At 65.9% G+C, this 16,383-nt stretch carries 18 protein-coding genes; 10 read left to right on the top strand and 8 right to left on the bottom strand.

Annotated features, from left to right (window positions below):
* The first annotated feature begins 15 nt into the window (after nucleotides 1–15).
* Both DWA33_RS16035 and DWA33_RS16030 read left to right on the top strand, forming a co-directional pair.
* Nucleotides 16–492, top strand: a complete 477-nt coding sequence (locus DWA33_RS16035; protein WP_114359132.1) for a glutathione peroxidase — start codon at nucleotides 16–18, stop codon at nucleotides 490–492.
* Complete coding sequence (locus DWA33_RS16030) at nucleotides 489–743, top strand: DUF3297 family protein (RefSeq protein ID WP_114359130.1); 255 nt, start codon at nucleotides 489–491, stop codon at nucleotides 741–743. Before DWA33_RS16035 ends, DWA33_RS16030 begins: the two co-directional genes overlap by 4 nt.
* An 804-nt stretch (nucleotides 744–1,547) precedes the next feature.
* Here the strand turns inward: DWA33_RS16030 and DWA33_RS16025 are convergent.
* On the bottom strand, nucleotides 1,548–1,889 hold the full coding sequence (locus DWA33_RS16025) for a GIY-YIG nuclease family protein (protein WP_114359128.1): 342 nt from the start codon (nucleotides 1,887–1,889) through the stop codon (nucleotides 1,548–1,550).
* Between the two features lie 115 nt (nucleotides 1,890–2,004).
* On the opposite strand from DWA33_RS16025, the gene DWA33_RS16020 reads away from it, so the two are divergent.
* The 4 genes from DWA33_RS16020 (at nucleotide 2,005) to DWA33_RS16005 (ending at nucleotide 4,618) form a co-directional block, all read left to right on the top strand.
* Nucleotides 2,005–2,376, top strand: a complete 372-nt coding sequence (locus DWA33_RS16020; RefSeq protein WP_114359262.1) for a hypothetical protein — start codon at nucleotides 2,005–2,007, stop codon at nucleotides 2,374–2,376.
* A gap of 141 nt (nucleotides 2,377–2,517) precedes the next feature.
* Nucleotides 2,518–3,447, top strand: a complete 930-nt coding sequence (locus DWA33_RS16015) for an SMP-30/gluconolactonase/LRE family protein (RefSeq protein WP_114359126.1) — start codon at nucleotides 2,518–2,520, stop codon at nucleotides 3,445–3,447.
* A gap of 150 nt (nucleotides 3,448–3,597) precedes the next feature.
* On the top strand, nucleotides 3,598–4,194 hold the full coding sequence (locus DWA33_RS16010; RefSeq protein ID WP_114359260.1) for a GNAT family N-acetyltransferase: 597 nt from the start codon (nucleotides 3,598–3,600) through the stop codon (nucleotides 4,192–4,194).
* A gap of 139 nt (nucleotides 4,195–4,333) precedes the next feature.
* Nucleotides 4,334–4,618, top strand: coding sequence for a hypothetical protein (locus DWA33_RS16005; RefSeq protein WP_114359125.1), 285 nt, complete (start codon nucleotides 4,334–4,336; stop codon nucleotides 4,616–4,618).
* 117 nt (nucleotides 4,619–4,735) lie between these two features.
* Here the strand turns inward: DWA33_RS16005 and DWA33_RS16000 are convergent, their stop codons facing one another.
* Genes DWA33_RS16000 through DWA33_RS15990 form a run of 3 tightly spaced genes read right to left on the bottom strand, consistent with a single transcriptional unit; the run spans nucleotide 4,736 to nucleotide 7,561 of the window.
* Nucleotides 4,736–5,725 carry a PDR/VanB family oxidoreductase gene (locus DWA33_RS16000; RefSeq protein WP_114359123.1) on the bottom strand — a complete coding sequence of 330 codons (990 nt, stop codon included), beginning with the start codon at nucleotides 5,723–5,725 and terminating at the stop codon, nucleotides 4,736–4,738.
* 33 nt (nucleotides 5,726–5,758) lie between these two features.
* Nucleotides 5,759–6,514, bottom strand: coding sequence for a GntR family transcriptional regulator (locus DWA33_RS15995; protein WP_114359121.1), 756 nt, complete (start codon nucleotides 6,512–6,514; stop codon nucleotides 5,759–5,761).
* Between the two features lie 3 nt (nucleotides 6,515–6,517).
* Complete coding sequence (locus tag DWA33_RS15990) at nucleotides 6,518–7,561, bottom strand: aromatic ring-hydroxylating dioxygenase subunit alpha (protein WP_114359119.1); 1,044 nt, start codon at nucleotides 7,559–7,561, stop codon at nucleotides 6,518–6,520.
* Between the two features lie 195 nt (nucleotides 7,562–7,756).
* Between DWA33_RS15990 and DWA33_RS15985 the strand changes: the two genes are divergently transcribed.
* Nucleotides 7,757–8,908, top strand: a complete 1,152-nt coding sequence (locus DWA33_RS15985; protein WP_114359117.1) for a DUF1963 domain-containing protein — start codon at nucleotides 7,757–7,759, stop codon at nucleotides 8,906–8,908.
* A 109-nt stretch (nucleotides 8,909–9,017) separates the two neighbouring features.
* Here the strand turns inward: DWA33_RS15985 and DWA33_RS15980 are convergent, their stop codons facing one another.
* The 3 genes from DWA33_RS15980 to DWA33_RS15970 form a co-directional block, all read right to left on the bottom strand.
* On the bottom strand, nucleotides 9,018–9,860 hold the full coding sequence (locus DWA33_RS15980; RefSeq protein WP_114359116.1) for an AAA family ATPase: 843 nt from the start codon (nucleotides 9,858–9,860) through the stop codon (nucleotides 9,018–9,020).
* A 117-nt stretch (nucleotides 9,861–9,977) separates the two neighbouring features.
* Entirely contained in the window at nucleotides 9,978–10,232 is a 255-nt protein-coding gene (locus DWA33_RS15975; RefSeq protein ID WP_011159156.1) for a GlsB/YeaQ/YmgE family stress response membrane protein, read from the bottom strand.
* Nucleotides 10,233–10,396: 164 nt separating this feature from the next.
* Nucleotides 10,397–12,334, bottom strand: coding sequence for a diguanylate cyclase (locus DWA33_RS15970; protein ID WP_114359258.1), 1,938 nt, complete (start codon nucleotides 12,332–12,334; stop codon nucleotides 10,397–10,399).
* Nucleotides 12,335–12,500: 166 nt separating this feature from the next.
* Between DWA33_RS15970 and DWA33_RS15965 the strand changes: the two genes are divergently transcribed.
* The 3 genes from DWA33_RS15965 to sseA all read left to right on the top strand — a co-directional run bounded on the left by DWA33_RS15965 (nucleotide 12,501) and on the right by sseA (nucleotide 15,212).
* Nucleotides 12,501–13,676, top strand: a complete 1,176-nt coding sequence (locus DWA33_RS15965; RefSeq protein ID WP_114359114.1) for a vWA domain-containing protein — start codon at nucleotides 12,501–12,503, stop codon at nucleotides 13,674–13,676.
* Nucleotides 13,677–13,820: 144 nt separating this feature from the next.
* The gene (locus DWA33_RS15960) at nucleotides 13,821–14,237 is read left to right on the top strand and encodes a rhodanese-like domain-containing protein (RefSeq protein WP_114359112.1); all 417 of its coding nucleotides are present in this window, start codon (nucleotides 13,821–13,823) and stop codon (nucleotides 14,235–14,237) included.
* Between the two features lie 117 nt (nucleotides 14,238–14,354).
* Nucleotides 14,355–15,212: a 3-mercaptopyruvate sulfurtransferase gene (gene sseA, locus DWA33_RS15955; RefSeq protein WP_114359111.1), complete on the top strand. Its 858-nt coding sequence runs from the start codon at nucleotides 14,355–14,357 to the stop codon at nucleotides 15,210–15,212.
* A 9-nt stretch (nucleotides 15,213–15,221) separates the two neighbouring features.
* Here the strand turns inward: sseA and DWA33_RS25255 are convergent, their stop codons facing one another.
* Complete coding sequence (locus DWA33_RS25255) at nucleotides 15,222–16,208, bottom strand: hypothetical protein (protein ID WP_167443223.1); 987 nt, start codon at nucleotides 16,206–16,208, stop codon at nucleotides 15,222–15,224.
* Nucleotides 16,209–16,383: the final 175 nt, after the last annotated feature.

Genomic DNA, 16,383 nt, shown 5'->3' with positions numbered 1-16,383 from the left:
CGAGGCGAGGGGACGATGGCGTCGATCTATGATTTCTCCGCCACATCTCTGGCGGGCAAGCACGTGGCGCTGAAGCAGTTCGAAGGACAGGTGCTGCTGATCGTCAACACCGCCAGCTCCTGCGGCTTCACCCCGCAATACAAGGGGCTCGAAGAGTTGCAGCAGACGTACGGCCCGCGCGGCTTTTCGGTGCTCGGCTTTCCGTGCAACCAGTTCGGCGCGCAGGAGCCTGGCGACGAGGCGCAGATCGCGCAGTTCTGCTCGGTCAATTACGGCGTCAGCTTCCCGATGTTCGCCAAGATCGACGTCAATGGCGCCGGCGCGCATCCGCTGTACAAGTTTCTGAAGGACGAAAAGGGCGGCCTGCTCGGTTCGGCGATCAAATGGAATTTCACCAAGTTCCTGGTCGACCGGTCCGGGCGCGTGGTATCGCGGCATGCGCCGACCACCACGCCGGAGGCGCTTTCGAAAGAGATCGAGACCTTGCTATGACCGACACTCCAAACATCGAACTGCCCGATCGTCTGTCGATCGAGCCTTCCAGCCCTTACTACGACGCGGCCCTGCTCGAACTCGACGTCGGCGTCCGCTTCAAGGGGCAGGACAAGACCAACGTGATTGAATACTGCGTCAGCGAGGGCTGGATCCGCGTCGCTGCCGGCACCGCGAAGGATCGCTTCGGCAATCAGCTCGCGATCAAGGCTCACGGCCCGGTCGAGCCGTATATCCGCCCGCGCAGCTGAGCTTCACGCCGGCGACAGCGCTGCGCGCCGGGCCGGTTCTGCTTCACAGCTTCCTCGGCAATGTCGTCGCTGGCGTGCGTCTCGTACGCCGGCGCGCATTCGTGGGTTGCGTTCGGCCTGCCACGTTAATGATTAGCTAGCTTCGATCGGCACTTGCGCGAATATCGCCACACAGATGTTGAGCCAGCACCCGCCGCGGGTCGCGAGATCTAGCGCGAGCTGAACGCGGCCGCCTGATTCGCGCTGATTCGTCGGTGTTTTGTTCCACCCGCGTTCCAAACCTTAAGATGGCGCAGGGCCGGTGTCGCATCCGGGGACACGCGCAGGCGATGCCGAAGAACGCGTAAAGACGGACCTGGCGGACGAAGGCGACCGGCGCTGCATCAGAGTGCGGCGGCCGATTGTTAACGATCACCATCCCGGCAAGGATCGTCGCTTGAACGCGTGTCCGTAGGTTTTGTGCCGCCGCATGCGTCTATCGCCGAGATTTAGTTCGCGCGCGCCGTGCGAGCTGATTCGCAGTGATTCGGGCTCACTTCGTTCCTTCCGCGTTCCGAACGTTAAGATTGTGCAGCAGCGGTGTCGCATACAGGTACAGCGATTGACGGCGGCAGTTCGCGGCTCGGCGCGGCCTTGCTGCGCACGCGTTAACGCCCTCGGCCGCGGTTTTGGCTGCATACGCCAGCGCTCGCGCAGCTGTTGTGCCGGAAGCAGGTCGCAGCGCACGAGATCTGGTGCGAGTACTGTCCCCCGAGCCGAATCGCAGTGATTCGGCCCCGCTTCGTTCCGGCCGCGTTCCAAAGGTTAAGACCGGCGTCGCGTGGTGTTACGCGCTGGGACAGCTTTGCGGGCTTTCGGCGGGTTGGCGACGCGCGCTTGCGCTTCCGCTGCGAGGCGTCGGCGGAAGGCGCGGTCGCGCTTGAGATGCCACTCGCGGCTCATCGCGTCGTGGCGGCAGGTGAAGCGCTCCGAATGGATCAGCACCCAGGCGCGGCCGCGGGTCGAGCGTGCGCCGGTGCCGGCGTTGTGCTGGGCGAGGCGGCGGTCGAGGTCGAGCGTCCAGCCGACATAGGTGAGATAGCGGCCCGCATGCGCGCAGCCGAGCACGTAGACGAAGCACTCTTCTTCGGCGGGGGCGTCCTGCATGGCGCGAACCTCGCACGGCTGCACTGAGTCCGGCAATCGGCCGCGGGGCGCAGCTGTTGACGGCCGGCGCGCCAGCGGCTTCGCTGCCACCTTGATGCAACCGAAGGAGACGACGATGGCGGGCAAACCGATGATCGCGCTGGCGCTCTTGACGCCGCTGCTGTGGGGCCCGGCTGCGAGCGCCCAGGACGTGCCCGGCATCGAGATCTGCACCGTTGAAAAGACCATGGAGCGGCGCACCAGTTGCCTGCAGAGCAATGTCGACTTTTTGCACAGGAGCCTCGACAAGGCGCGGCTGGACCAGCAGCAGAAGCTCGATGCGGCGCGGGCCCAGATCGCGGCGCTGAGTGCCGCGGTGGCGGCGCTGCAGAAACAGCTCGCCGATCTGCAGGCTGCACAGAAGCCGGCCAAGACGGAGCCAGCAGCGGCCAAGGATGCTCCCGCCGCAAAGGATGCACCGCCGCCGCAGTCCGACGCCAAGAAGTAATTCGCTCCGAAATTGCCGTTTGGCGGAATTCGTGCGCTTGCTTGGCAAGCCGCGACGTCATGACTTACAACTCGTCCCCGAGACAATAAGCGCCGGACCGAAATGGTCCGTGCCACACAACAAACAGCTCGGGAGAAAACCATGTCCAACGTCCGCGTTCTCGCCACCGATCTGGCGTTTCCCGAAGGCCCGGTGGTGATGCCGGACGGCTCGGTGGTGCTGGTCGAGATCCGCGCCCAGCAATTGACGCGGGTTTGGCCGGACGGCCGCAAGGAGGTGGTGGCGAAGGTTCCGGGCGGGCCGAACGGCGCCGCGCTCGGCCCCGACGGCAAGATGTACATCTGCAACAATGGCGGCTTCGGCTGGTTTCCGTCGCGCGGCACGATGATGCCGGGCGCGCCGGCGCCGCACGAATATATCGGCGGCTCGATCCAGCGCGTCGATCTCGCCAGCGGGCAGGTCGAGACCCTGTTCGACACATGCGGCGAGCACCCGCTGAAGGGGCCGAACGATCTGGTGTTCGACAAGCACGGCGGGCTGTGGTTCACCGATCTCGGCAAGCGCCGCGCCCGCGACATGGATGTCGGCGCCGCCTACTACATCAAGCCCGGCATGACCGAGATCACCGAGCAGGTGTTCGGCACGCTGCCGCTGAACGGCATCGGCCTGTCGCCCGACGAAACCACGATGTACGCGGCCGAGACTCCGACCGCGCGGCTGTGGGCCTATGATCTGTCGGCACCTGGCGAAGTTAAGCCGCGCGACGTGATCTATCGCGGCGAGAAGGGCAAGCCGATTGCCGGCCTCGGCGGCTATCAGATGTTCGATTCGCTCGCGGTGGAGGCGGGCGGCAACGTCTGCGTCGCGACGCTGGTCTCCGGCTGCATCTCGGTGATCGCGCCGGACGGCACGCTGGTCGAGCAGGTGCCGACCGGCGACCGCGTCACCACCAACATCGCGTTCGGCGGCCCCGAGCTGAAGACCGCCTACATCACCCTGTCGGGCCGGGGCGAACTGATCGCGATGGATTGGTCGCGGCCGGGACTGGCGCTGAATTTCCTCAACAAGTAGTAAAGATCTGAGTTTTCAACTCGCCTGACATCGCGCGACGGGGGAGCGCCCTTGATCGGCGCATAGGCGCATGTTCGTCGATGGCCGGGACAAGCCCGGCCATCGCGTATTATGGTTTCGGTTCCCGACACCCATGAGGAAGCAGCGCAGATGCCCTGGCTCGAACCCGTCACCCTGAGCGGCCCGCACGCGACTTTGGAGCCGCTCGCGCCGTCGCATCGCGATGGGCTGATCGAGGCGGTGACAGACGGCGAGTTGTGGAAGCTGTGGTACACGTTCGTACCCGAGCCGGCGAAAATGGAAGCCGAGATCGCGCGGCGGCTGGCGCTGCAGGCGCAGGGGGCGATGCTTCCGTGGACGGTGAAGGATCCCGCCGGCAGGATCGCCGGCATGACCACGTACATGAATGTGGACGCCGCCAACCGCCGGGTCGAGATCGGTTCCACCTGGTACGCGTCCCGCGTGCAGCGGACCGGGCTCAACACGCAGTGCAAGCTGCTCCTGCTGCAACACGCCTTCGAGAAATTGGACTGTATTGCGGTCGAATTCCGCACACACTTTTTCAACCATCAGTCCCGGCGCGGCATCGAGCGGCTCGGCGCCAAGCAGGATGGCATCCTGCGCAATCACCAGATCGCGCCCAACGGCACACTACGTGATACCGTGGTATACTCGATTGTCGCCTCCGAATGGCCGACGGTGAAGGCGCATCTGAACTACCAACTGTTCGACAAGCCCGGCCGCTGAGTCGCCGGGCGCGGGTTCCCTTGATTTTGATCAAGATTCCGCTTGCTAATCGGCCGATGATCAAAAGAATAGCGCCCCCGACGGGCTCCGTTTGATCTGCGTCATGTTGTGAGGCCGCCACCGACGCCATTCTGCCGCCATGCCGTTCTATCGATTTCACGTCCGCGATCCGATCAACCGCGTCGATGGCCCGGGCCACGACGGGGCGGCGCTGGCCGACGATATCGATGCGACGTTGTTTGCCGCCGGTGTGATCCAGCGGCTGATCCAGGTACATCCGTCGGTACCGCGAACCTGGTCGATTGAGATCATGCAGGACCAGCGCCGGGTTGGACTGCTGCCGTTCGACAAGGGCTGCCAGGTGATGCTGCGGCCGGAATGGGTCTGCGACCAGCCGATCGGCATGCTCGAAGGCTGGCGCTGAGTCTCAGGTTGGCGGCTTTCGTCATCGCGAGCCTAAGGCGAAGCAATCCAGGGGCTCCATACATGGGGCTCCTGGATTGCGGCTTTGCCCCCTCGCAATGACGCGAGAGATACGCTGCTACGCAGCTCCCGGCAATTGATCCGGCCGGTACAAGGTATCGATCGTCACCGTGCCCCGGGCTCGGGAGACGCAGGTGCACATCTTGGCGCTGTCGTGCTTCTGGTGATCGCTGAAGAACACGTCGCGGTGGTCGATCTCGCCGTCGACGGCGGTGACGTCGAGCGCGCAGACGCCGCATTCGCCGCGCTCGCAATCGAAAATCACTTCGAAGCCGGCAGCGTTCAGTGCGTCCAGCATCGAGCGGTCGTGCGGCACCACGATCTCGTTGCCGGTAGCGGCGATGCGAACGCGGAATTCGGTGGTCGGCAGCCGGCCGCTGGAGCCGAAGGTTTCGAAGCACAGATCGCTCGCCGGGCGGCCGGCCTGATGCCAGACGGCGCGCGCCGCCTCCAGCATCCGCAGCGGTCCGCACAGCACCGCCACCGCCCCTTCGGGAAGCGCACGGAGCGTGGCGTCGAGATCGAGCCGCGCACCTTCGTCGCCGGCGTGGATCCGCAGCCGGCCGCCGAGCAGTCCGGTCAATTCGTCGTGCAGCGCAGCGTCGGCCCGTGACCTCACCGAGTAGTGCATCGTCAGATCGGCACCGCGGCGGGCGAGCGCGGCGGCAATGCCGAGCATCGGGGTGACGCCGATGCCGCCGGCGATCAACGTGTAGTGCTTACGGCTCCAATCGATCTCGAACAGCGATGTCGGACGAGTGATGTCGATCCGCTGCCCGGGCTTCAGTTCCCACATTGCCCTGGATCCGCCGCGGCTGTCGCCGGCGAGCCGCACTGCGATCCGCAAGTGTCCGCGCTCCGGCGCGCCGACCAGCGAGTAGCTGCGCTTGTCGGGCCGGCCGTCGATCAGCACCGCGACGTTGATGTGACTGCCGGGCGGGCAGGCAGCGACCGCGGCTTCGGGTTCGAGCACGATCTCGCGGATCGACGGCGTCAGGTCGCGGGTCGAAACCACGGTGCTGCTGGTCCACTGTTCGGCGAAGCGCATCGCGGTCTCCTGTCGATGAAGTGGTGGGAGCGATTACTTATCGGCGACCTGGGTCACAAGTGCCAGCGCAGGCAGCAGGTCGAGATGGGTGCGGCTCCTCAGCGCCAGCCGCAGATTGCGCACTGCGAGCCGGGCGTGTTCGCGCATCACCGCTTCGGCGCGCGCGCCCTCGCGGTTCTCGATCGCGTCGATCACGGCGCGGTGGTGATCCTGCGCGATCAGCAGGATTTGATGCGCCTCCGGCAGCGCCGACTGCGCCATCACGAAGGCGCTCGGCGAGGCGAACGGCAGGGCGGCGACACGGTCGATCTGGCGCATCACCGGCGCGGAGCCGCACAGCTCGTTGAGCAGCGCATGAAAGCGTGCATTGAGCGCCACATAGGCCGAGAACGCATCCACCGAGATCGGATCCTGCCGCACCAGCTCGTCGATATCGGAAAGGCACTGCTTCAGCGGCTCGAGTTGCCGAGCGCCGGCGCCGCGCTCGGCGGCGAGTCGCGCGGCGAGGCCTTCCATGGTGCCGCGCAGCTCGATCGAGTCGAGGATGTCGCGCTCGGAGAACGCCTTGACCATGAAGCCGCCGGACGGGATCGCCTGCAACAGGCCCTCGTCCTCCAGCCGCACCAGCGCCATCCGCACCGGAGTGCGAGACACGCCGGTGATGTCGACCGCCTGCAGTTCGGAGATCCGCTCGCCGGCGCGGAGATGGCCGGACAGCACCATGTCGCGCAGTGAAAGCTGAGCCCGCACGGTCTGCGATATCGAGCGGTCGGCGGCCTTGTCGTTCATCGCTTACTCCGCCGCCTGCAGCTTCGGCGCGTTTTCCTGCGCGACCATGCGGTCGACCAGCTTGCGCGACCACATCGCGCCGGCGTCGATGTTGAGATTGTAGAACACCCGGTCGGGGTTCTCGAGCATCGCGCGCTGTTGGGCTTCGAGGATGATCTCGTCTTCGCGGAAGATGCCGGAGACGCCTTCACGGATTTCGGTGGTGAGGCGCTGATCGCCGAGCCGGTAGTTACGCGCGAATGCCCAGAAGTAGTGGCAGGTGGTGTCGGTCTCCGGCGTCATGGTGTTGAGCACGTAGCCGTTGACGCCTTGCGAGCGATCGCCTTCCGGCGCGCCGGTGCCGGCCGGCGCCACCCCGACGTCAATCGTCACCGTGCCCGGCGCTTCGAACCGGATGATCTGCCAGCGGTCGACGAGGCCGGGCTTGCGCAGCTGCGCGGCCCAGAACGGCGGCGGCTCGATGCCGTGCATCCAGCGGATGACGGTGACGGTGCGGTCGCCATGGGTGACGTCAAACGGCGCTTCGGCCACCGCTTCGTTGCCGATCGAGGAGCCGTGCACGTAGGTCTCGTGGGTGAGGTCCATCAGATTGTCGACGACGAGGCGCCAGTCGCATTTGGCGTGGATGGTCTTGCCGTCACCGGCCCAGGCCGGATCATCGTTCCAATGCATGTCGGGGACGAGCGAAGCATCGGCCAGCACCGGATCGCCCATCCACAGCCAGACGAAGCGGTGCCGCTCGACCACCGGATAGGAGCGCACGCAAGCCGATGGATTGATCGTCTGCTGCGACGGCATGTAGGTGCAGCGGCCCTGCGGATTGAACTTCAGGCCGTGATAGCCGCACACCACGGTGTCGCCTTCGAGCCGGCCCTTGGACAGCGGCACCAGACGGTGCCAACAGGCATCCTCCAGTGCGGCGACGCTGCCGTCCGCCTTTCGATACATCACGACATGCTTGCCGCAGATCGTGCGCGGAAACAGCGCGTGCTTGATGTCGGCGTCCCACGCCGCCGCATACCAGGCGTTGAGTGGAAAGGCGGGCATGATGGCCTCCCTGAACGTTATCGTTGAGTTCAGATTGTATACATAACTGCGGTTCAAGCAACTATATCGCAAGGATTTTCATGAGAGTCCGGCAAATAATGTATACTTTCACCTAGTCGATTTCACCGACGGGAAAGTACGGACTGGAAAGTTCGTGGTTTGTTCCGATAGCCTGCGTCTCGGGGGAGGTGGGGCATGAACGAACTGGTCCAGCGATCCGACGCCGAACTGCTGCAAGCCTGGCTCGACAGCGTCCGCAGTCGCGCCGCGATCGAGCATGTTGGCGCGCTCAATCGTCTCCTGCACGAACAGCTGCGGATCGAGCGTGAGCTCTCCGGACGCGCCGGCGGCCTCGAGCGGCTGCGCGCATTGCTCTCGGATGCGGATCCGGAGGTCGTCCTGAGCGCGGAGCAGGCGCTGCGCAGATTGAACGCCGGGGCGACCGAGGTCTGCGGGCGGCCGGCGGGCTCGCGGGGCCCGGATGGTGCCGGCGCGCCGGATAAATGTCCCTTGTTCCGACTGGCGCATCAGCCGCCGCCGCCGGCCATGGACGTCGCCGACATCGTGAAGCGCCTGATCGCGGCGTTGCCGCTGGAAGCGGCAGCGCTGCTGCGCCAGCTTCGTCCCGCAATCGGGCTGTGGCCGCAAGCGGCCCGCGCCGACGCGCCGATCGACGGCTCCCGGCTCGGCGGCATGCCCTGTGCGCCGCCGTGCTGGCAATGGCCGGTTGCCGCGGCCGAGCCGATGCTGTTCATCGGCCAGATCAACTGCGCAGACCTGCGCGGCCTGCCGGGCGCGGAGGCGCTGCCGTCGCACGGCCTGCTGTCGTGCTTCGGCGACCACGACACGGTGATGGGATGTCTGCTCACCGGGGAGGGCGGCGCGCTGTATTATTGGCCCGAGACCGAACATCTGACGCCGGCCGAACCGCCGCTGGAAATGCTCACGGTGTTTCCGCGCGCAGAGCTGCTGCTTCGGCCGATGTGGGACCTGCCGGACCCGGACAGCAGCGTGATCGCGGCGATCCTGCCGGACCGATCGCACCGAGCGATCTACAAGAGTTTCCACGGCGAGATGCGGCGGCACGGCCTTCCCGCCGACCTCGACTATCCGTGCAATCGCAGCAAGCTGCTGGGCTGGCCGGATCTGTTGCAGGGCGAGAGTTTCGAGTTCAGTCTGGATCAGCCGTACGACCAGTATCGATTGTTGCTGCAGCTCGACAGCTACACCAACGGCAGCGAAGCCGCCGGCTGGGGGCCGGGCGGCTACTTGTACTACTTCCTGTCCAAGCACGACTTCGCCGAACGGCGTTTCGCCCCGGCGGAATTGGCAATCCAGTTCACCTGAGTTCCGCGATCGTTCGGGCTGGCAGGTCGCAAATAACGACGACGCCCGGGACGGGCCCGGGCATCGCGAAGGTCGGTTCGAAGCCGCAGGCGGGACTGCGGCGCCGCGGTCACACCTCGCGGCGGCTCAAAAAGGCCAGCCGTTCGAACAGGTGGACGTCCTGCTCGTTCTTGAGCAGCGCCCCGTGCAGCGGCGGGATCAGCTTGCGCGGGTCGCGCTCGCGGAGCTGCTCCGGGCTCATTTCCTCGTTGAGCAGCAGCTTGAGCCAGTCGAGCAGTTCGGAGGTCGACGGCTTCTTCTTCAAGCCGGGCACGTCGCGGACCTCGAAGAAGATCTTCAGCGCTTCCTCGACCAGACGCTGCTTGATGCCGGGGAAGTGGACGTCGACGATCGCCTGCATGGTGTCGGCGTCCGGGAACTTGATGTAGTGGAAGAAGCAGCGGCGCAGGAACGCGTCCGGCAGTTCCTTCTCGTTGTTTGAGGTGATCACCACGATCGGCCGCTTGGCGGCGCGGATGGTCTCGCCGGTCTCGTAGACGTGGAATTCCATCCGGTCGAGTTCGAGCAGAAGGTCGTTCGGAAACTCGATGTCGGCCTTGTCGATTTCGTCGATCAGCAGCACCGGGCGCTGCTCGGCGGTGAACGCCTCCCACAGCTTGCCACGCTTGATGTAGTTTCTGATGTCCGAGACGCGCGGATCGCCGAGCTGGCTGTCGCGCAGGCGGCTGACCGCGTCGTATTCGTACAGGCCCTGCTGCGCCTTGGTGGTCGACTTGATGTGCCAGGTGAGCAGCGGCGCGTCGATCGCCTTGGCCACTTCCTCGGCCAGTACGGTCTTGCCGGTGCCAGGCTCGCCCTTCACCAGGAGCGGCCGCTCGAGCACGATCGCCGCATTGACGGCGACCTTGAGGTCGTCGGTCGCCACATAATCCTTGGTGCCGGTGAACTTCATGCGTTTCAGCCTCGTCTGATCCGGCGCGCGCGCCGTTGTTGTTGTTTGTTGATTGGTGGTGGTTGGAGGAGAGGGCGCGGCCGCAGGCAGCGACCGCGAGATCGTCCAGCGTCGGTATCAGGCTCTGCGAATCATCGCCAGCAGCACCAGCACGATCACGGCGCCGATCGCGGAGTTGATGATCGCGCGGAAAATTCCGACGCCGAGATTGACACCGAGGAACGGCAGCAGCCAGCCCGCAACCACGGCGCCGACGATGCCGATCACCACATTGCCGACCAGCCCGAATCCGCCGCCGCGAACGATCAGTCCGGCGAGCCAGCCGGCGATCGCACCGACCAGAAGCCAGACCAGAATGGAATCGATCCCCATTGCGCTCCTCGTCTTGGTTTGTTCGACGCCGGTCGGGAGCCCGGCGCCGCCACGACTTTAGCGCGCATCCCGCGGGGCAGGCTATCGTTTTTGCAGGATGCGGCAGGCCGAAGGTTCGTGCGCAGATTGCAGCCGGCGCCCCACTTGCGGCGAGCGGCCCGAGGTCAGGATGCCGAGGCGGTGGACGGCTGTTCCTGCTCCGGCTGCAGCGGGCCGGCATCGGCGACGAAAGCAGCCGGCTCGGCGGCGACGCAGCGGTCGCGGCCGCGGCGCTTGGCGTCGTACAGCGCGATGTCGGCTTCGCGCAGCAGCAGTGCGGAGTCGAACGGCGCGGTGCCGCAGGCAAAGCCGATGCTGACGGTGAGACAGCCATGCGCCGAGGCCGGATTGCGCACCGCCAGCGCGCGCACCGCGGTCCGCAGGCTCTCGGCGAAGCTCATCGCCGCGGCGGCATCCGCGTCGGGCAGCACGATGGTGAACTCCTCGCCGCCGTAGCGCGCGGCGAAGCCATGCATGCCGGTCACCCGGCTGCTGAACAGGTTGCCGAGCTGCCGCAGCGCGTCGTCGCCGCCCTGATGGCCGAAATAATCGTTGAAGCCCTTGAAGTCGTCGACGTCGATCATCAGCACCGCCATCGTCGAGGCGGAGGTGGCGGTGCGGCTGATGAAGCCGTCGAGCGATCGGCGGTTGGGCAGACCGGTGAGGCCGTCGGTCCGCGCCAATTCCGCCAGGCGGGCATTGAGCGCCTTGACCTCCTGCTCCATCAGCTTGCGCTGCGTGACGTCGCGCAGCGTGCCGACGACGCAATCGCCGGGGCCACGATCGGAGCGGGTGTAGGCAAAGTTCGCTTCGAGCCAGACTTGATCGCCTTCGGTGCGCCGCATCCGAAACTCGGCGCACAAGCCCGCCGGCGATTTGCGGAGCCGCACGGCGACCGCTTGCAGGGCCGGCACGTCGTCGGCATGAACCATCTCGGTCCAGGAGCGGCCGATCAGTTGCTCCGGCTTCAAGCCGAGCACGGTTTCGACCGACATCGAGACGAACCGCATGATGCCGCCGGGGTCGGTCAGCACGATCACGTCGCCCATATTGGCGTCGATCAGCCGGTAATGCGCATCGCGCTCGCGCAGCAGATGCTGCACCTCCTGCCGGCGGCGCAATTGCGCCGCCAGGATTGCGGCCAGCAGCACCACGCAGGTCAGCATCGCCGCCGCCACGGCGATGTCCGATCTGACCGCCTCGCGCCAGCCGGACAGCACGGAGTCCTTGGTCCGCGCTACCGTCACCACCAGCGGGTAGCGGCTGATCTGTCGATACGCCAGGTATTTGGTGAGACCGTCGAACGGCGAAACGGTGAGATAGAAGCCGTCCGGGCTTTGGCGCAGCTCATGCTGGAACAGCACCGACTTCGACATGTCACGGCCGCTCTGCAGCGACGGCCATTGGATCAGTAGCCGGCCATCGCTGTGCAGCAGGCTGATGCTGCCGCCGGGGCCGAGATCGATCGTTTTGTAGAAGTCACTGAAGTAATCGCTGGCGATGGTCGCCACCACGACTCCGGCAAAGCGACTGTCCGCGGTCTCGAGCCGGCGGCTGACGGCGAAGATCGACTGCCCCGAGGTGCGCGACGCGATCGGCCCGGTGATCAGCAGCTTCTGGTCCGGATTGTCACGGTGATAGCGGAAGTAATCGCGGTCGGCATTGTTGAGGGGCGGCACCGGCGTCACCGAAGCGTGGGTGACGTCGCCGGCAGCATCGACGATCGCGACGTCGGAGAGCTGCGGCAGGTGGTCGGCGAGCGCGCGCAGCCGTTCGTTGAAGCCCGCGTTCAGTTCCGGCCGCAACCGGATGTACGCCACGATGTCGTCGAGCACGATGTCGGCGCCCTGGAACGTATGGGTCGCGTGTTCGGCGAGCGACTGCGCCAAATTCCGTGTCCCGGTCTCGTTCTGCGCCAAGGCGATCCGGCGGGAGTCGTAACCCTTCCACAGCATCAGCCCGAGCACGCACGCGGCCAAAGCCGTCACGAACAACGCGACGACCAGGGTCGCGGTGGATACGCGGCCGATCCAGCTTCGGAACAGGGCAAGGCGAGGGGACATCGACACGGCCATTCTTCGGGCGCCCGTGCTTGCACCCTCGATGCTTTACCGACTGATAATTCCACCACTCGGATTTGACCCGATCGGAGCCCGGGGCCGAGTTTTCAACAGACGCGATGAAGGTATTCCGTCTTGACGGGGCCGCAGGGTCGGGCAATCTGTCGCGATGTTCCTGCAATTCTTCACGTCGCTGCGCGACGCCCAGGTTCCGGTCACGCTTCGCGAATATCTGACGCTGATGGAGGCGCTCGACGCCGACCTCGCCGATCAGAGCGTGGAGAACTTTTACTATCTGTCGCGCGCCGCGCTGGTTAAGGACGAGCGCAATCTCGACAAGTTCGACCGGGTATTCGGGGCCACCTTCAAGGGCCTGGAAAACCTGCTCGACGCGATGGACAAGGCCGAGATTCCAGCCGAATGGCTGAAGAAACTCGCCGAGAAATATCTCACCGAGGAAGAGAAGAAACAGATCGAGGCCATGGGCTGGGACAAGCTCATGGAAACGCTGAAGAAGCGCCTCGAGGAGCAGAAGAAGCGACACCAGGGCGGCAACAAATGGATCGGCACCGCCGGAACCTCGCCGTTCGGCGCCGAGGGCTACAATCCGGAAGGCGTGCGGATCGGCCAGGAAAAAAGCCGCCACCAGCGTGCCGTGAAGGTGTGGGACAAGCGCGAGTTCAAGGATCTCGACGGCAATGTCGAGCTCGGTATCCGCAACATCAAGGTGGCGTTGCGACGGCTGCGCAAATTCGCCCGTACCGGCGCCCCCGACGAACTCGATCTCGACACCACGATCCGCGAGACTGCCAATCACGGCTATCTCGACGTGCACATGCGTCCCGAGCGCCGCAACGCCGTGAAGGTGCTGGTGTTCTTCGATATCGGCGGGTCGATGGACAGTCATATCGCTCAGGTCGAGGAACTGTTCTCGGCGGCCAAGAGTGAATTCAAGCACATGGAATATTTTTACTTCCACAACTGCCTGTACGAAGGCGTGTGGAAGCAGAACAAGCGCCGCTTCACCGATCGCACTCCGACCTGGGACGTGCTGCACAAGTTCCCGCACGACTACAAGGTGGTGTTCGTCGGCGACGCGTCGATGTCGCCTTACGAGATCATGGTGCCGGGCGGCTCGGTCGAGCACGTCAACGAAGAGGCTGGCCACGTCTGGCTGGAGCGGGTGCTGCGCACCTATCCGCACGCGGTGTGGCTGAACCCGGTGGCGCAGCGGCACTGGGACTACTCGGAGAGCACCACCATCATCCGCCGGCTGTTCTCGGAGCGGATGTATCCGATCACGATCGAAGGTCTGGAAGGCGCGATGCGCGAGCTGGTGCGCTGAGGCTTTGAAGGTGTCATTCCGGGGCGCGAGCGCCAGCTCGCGCATCCGGAATCTCTTGGACCCAAATGGCGAGATTCCGGGTTCGCGCTTCGCGCGCCTCCGGAATGACCCGGCGATAAAACAAGAAGTTGACGAGGAAGACCCATGCCCCAGACCATCACCCGCGGCATCAAGGCGATGCTCGACGAGGCCAATGCGACGATCGAGACGCTGACCACGGCCGACGCGATCGCGCTGCACCAGTCCGGCGCCTCCGACGTGGTGATCGTCGATATCCGCGATCCGCGCGAGATCGAGCGCGACGGCAAGATCCCCGGTTCGTTCTCCTGCACCCGCGGCATGCTGGAATTCTGGATCGACCCGCAGAGCCCCTACGCCAAGCCGATCTTCCAGGACGACAAGAAGTTCGTGTTCTACTGCGCCGGCGGCCTGCGCTCGGCGCTCGCGGCCAAGACCGCGCAGGACATGGGCCTGCAGCCGGTCGCGCATATCGAAGGCGGCTTCGCTGCCTGGCGCGACGCCGGCGGTCCGGTGGAAGCCTGGGTGCCGAAGAAGAAGTGAGCGCTTCGTTCTTGTCGTCACACGCGGGCTTGACCCGCGTGTCCATCTGCTTCGTTAGATGATTGATCACCGGGCCGAGCCCGGTGATGACGCTTAGAGCAGAGGTATAGACATCCCATGACAGCTCACACCGATCCCCTGGTCTCCACCGAGTGGCTCGCCGCGCGGTTGGGCGATCCCAAGGTGAAGGTCATCGACGCCAGCTTCAAGATGCCGGGCGTGCTGCCGCTGCCGGCGGAGGACTATCTTGCCGCGCACATCCCGGGTGCGGTGTTCTTCGACGTCGAAGCGGTGTCCGATCACGCCAACCCGCTGCCGCACATGTATCCGAGCGCCGAGCAGTTCGCGCGTGACGTCGAGGCGCTCGGCATTTCGTCGGGCGACACCGTGGTCGCCTATGATGCCGGCGGCTGGGTCGCGGCACCGCGGGCGTGGTGGATGTTTCTGTCGTTCGGCCATGCCGACATCCGCATCCTCGACGGCGGACTGAAGAAGTGGACGGCCGAAGGGCGGCCGACGGAAGCTGGCAAGCCGACGATCCGCCCGGGCTCGTTCAGCGCCAAGCTCGATCCGTCGTTCATCCGCAGCCGCGACCAGCTCGTCGCCAATCTCGACAGCGCCGCCGAGCAGGTGATCGACGCCCGCGGCGCACCGCGGTTCGAGGGCAGCGTCGCCGAGCCGCGCCCCGGCCTGCGCGCCGGCCACATCCCAGGCAGCCGCAATCTGCCCTACAACGAGCTGATCGATCCCGCGACCGGCACGATGAAGCCGCTCGACGAACTACGGCAGGCGTTCGAGCAGGCCGGGCTCGACCTTGGCCGGCCTGTGGTCACCACCTGCGGCTCGGGCGTGTCGGCCGCGGTGCTGACGCTGGCGCTCTATCGCCTCAGCGTGCGCGGCTCGGCGCTGTACGACGGCTCGTGGTCGGAATGGGGGCTGCAGGACGGCCCGCCGATCGCCACCGGCGCCGCGTAGCGGCTGCGTCTACAGGCCGAAACCGGAATCCGGCGATTGTTGTTCGCTGCGCGGCAGACGTCGGCGCACCACTCGGCGTGGCTGCTTGGCGGGGCGCCGGACCACGGGCTTCGGTCGCGCCACCGGCAGAGGCGTCGCGTCCAAGGGCGGCAGGGTCTCACCGATCGATCCGGTGACGTCGAGTGAATTGGCGCCGGCCGCCACTGGTTCAGCGGTAGCTGGGGTCGCCAAGATTGCAGCCTTGGGTCTTTCGCGCGGATCGCGCCGCGGCGTCGGGATCGGTCCGCTGAGCGGCGCAACCTCGGGCAGCGGCTCGGCTGCAGGTTCGGTGGGGGCCGATGCGAGCGGGCTGACGGGCGCCGGGGGTTCGGTCGCTGCGGGTTGGCCGGGCGTCGGAACGGCGGGCTTGTCGTCGGCCTGCAATTTTTCCACTGGCGGAGAAGCACCCGTCGCAAGGGCTGCGACCGCAGCAGCGCTCGGTGGCGCCGGAGTTGCCTCGGGCGCATCGGCCGGCTGTTGCGATGGAGTCGCGCTGAGCTGCGGCGCAGGCTCTGGCGCGGACGGGGCCTGCTCAGCCTCGGACCGGGATGCCGACGTCGCGGCTGACGTTTCGGAGGGCGCAGGCTGGAGATCGGCCGTTTGGGTCTGCTCAGGCGCGCCGGCTTCGGGCTTGGCATTCACGCTGCCGTCAAGCGGCGCCGCGAGGTCGGTTGCTGCCGGAGGGGCGGGGGGGTGCGCCACGGCAGCAGCTGTTGCGGGCGCAGGGGCGGCGGTGTCCGGGCGAGCCGGCGGATCGACCCGCAGCAGGCTCAGGCTCGGCGTGGTTGCCGTGTCCGGCGCACGCGCCAGCAGCGTAATCGCCGGCGGCCGCACGGTATGCACGTTCACGAACTGCTCGTGCGCCGCGCGAAGCAGGGCTGCGGCACCGAGACCGAACACCAGCAACGAAACCGCAAGCGTAATCGCCGCGAACAGAAACCGAAAACCGGGGAGCATCTCGGATTGATTCCGTCGTCACGCGTCGGGCGCGACGACCACTTTTGACCAACACCAACGCGGCGACCACTGCGACATCGCTTCACGGCGCACAAAATCCGCCGCGAATCAAAGCCATCCGAGAATAGCGCAAAATGAGTCGTGCCACGTGACGCGAAGCGCCTGGGCTGGGCCC

It is taken from the genome of Rhodopseudomonas pentothenatexigens, from assembly GCF_900218015.1.
Lineage (GTDB): Bacteria > Pseudomonadota > Alphaproteobacteria > Rhizobiales > Xanthobacteraceae > Rhodopseudomonas > Rhodopseudomonas pentothenatexigens.
The sequence above is the reverse complement of the archived record's forward strand: the minus strand, read 5'-3'. Positions and strand labels throughout refer to the sequence as shown.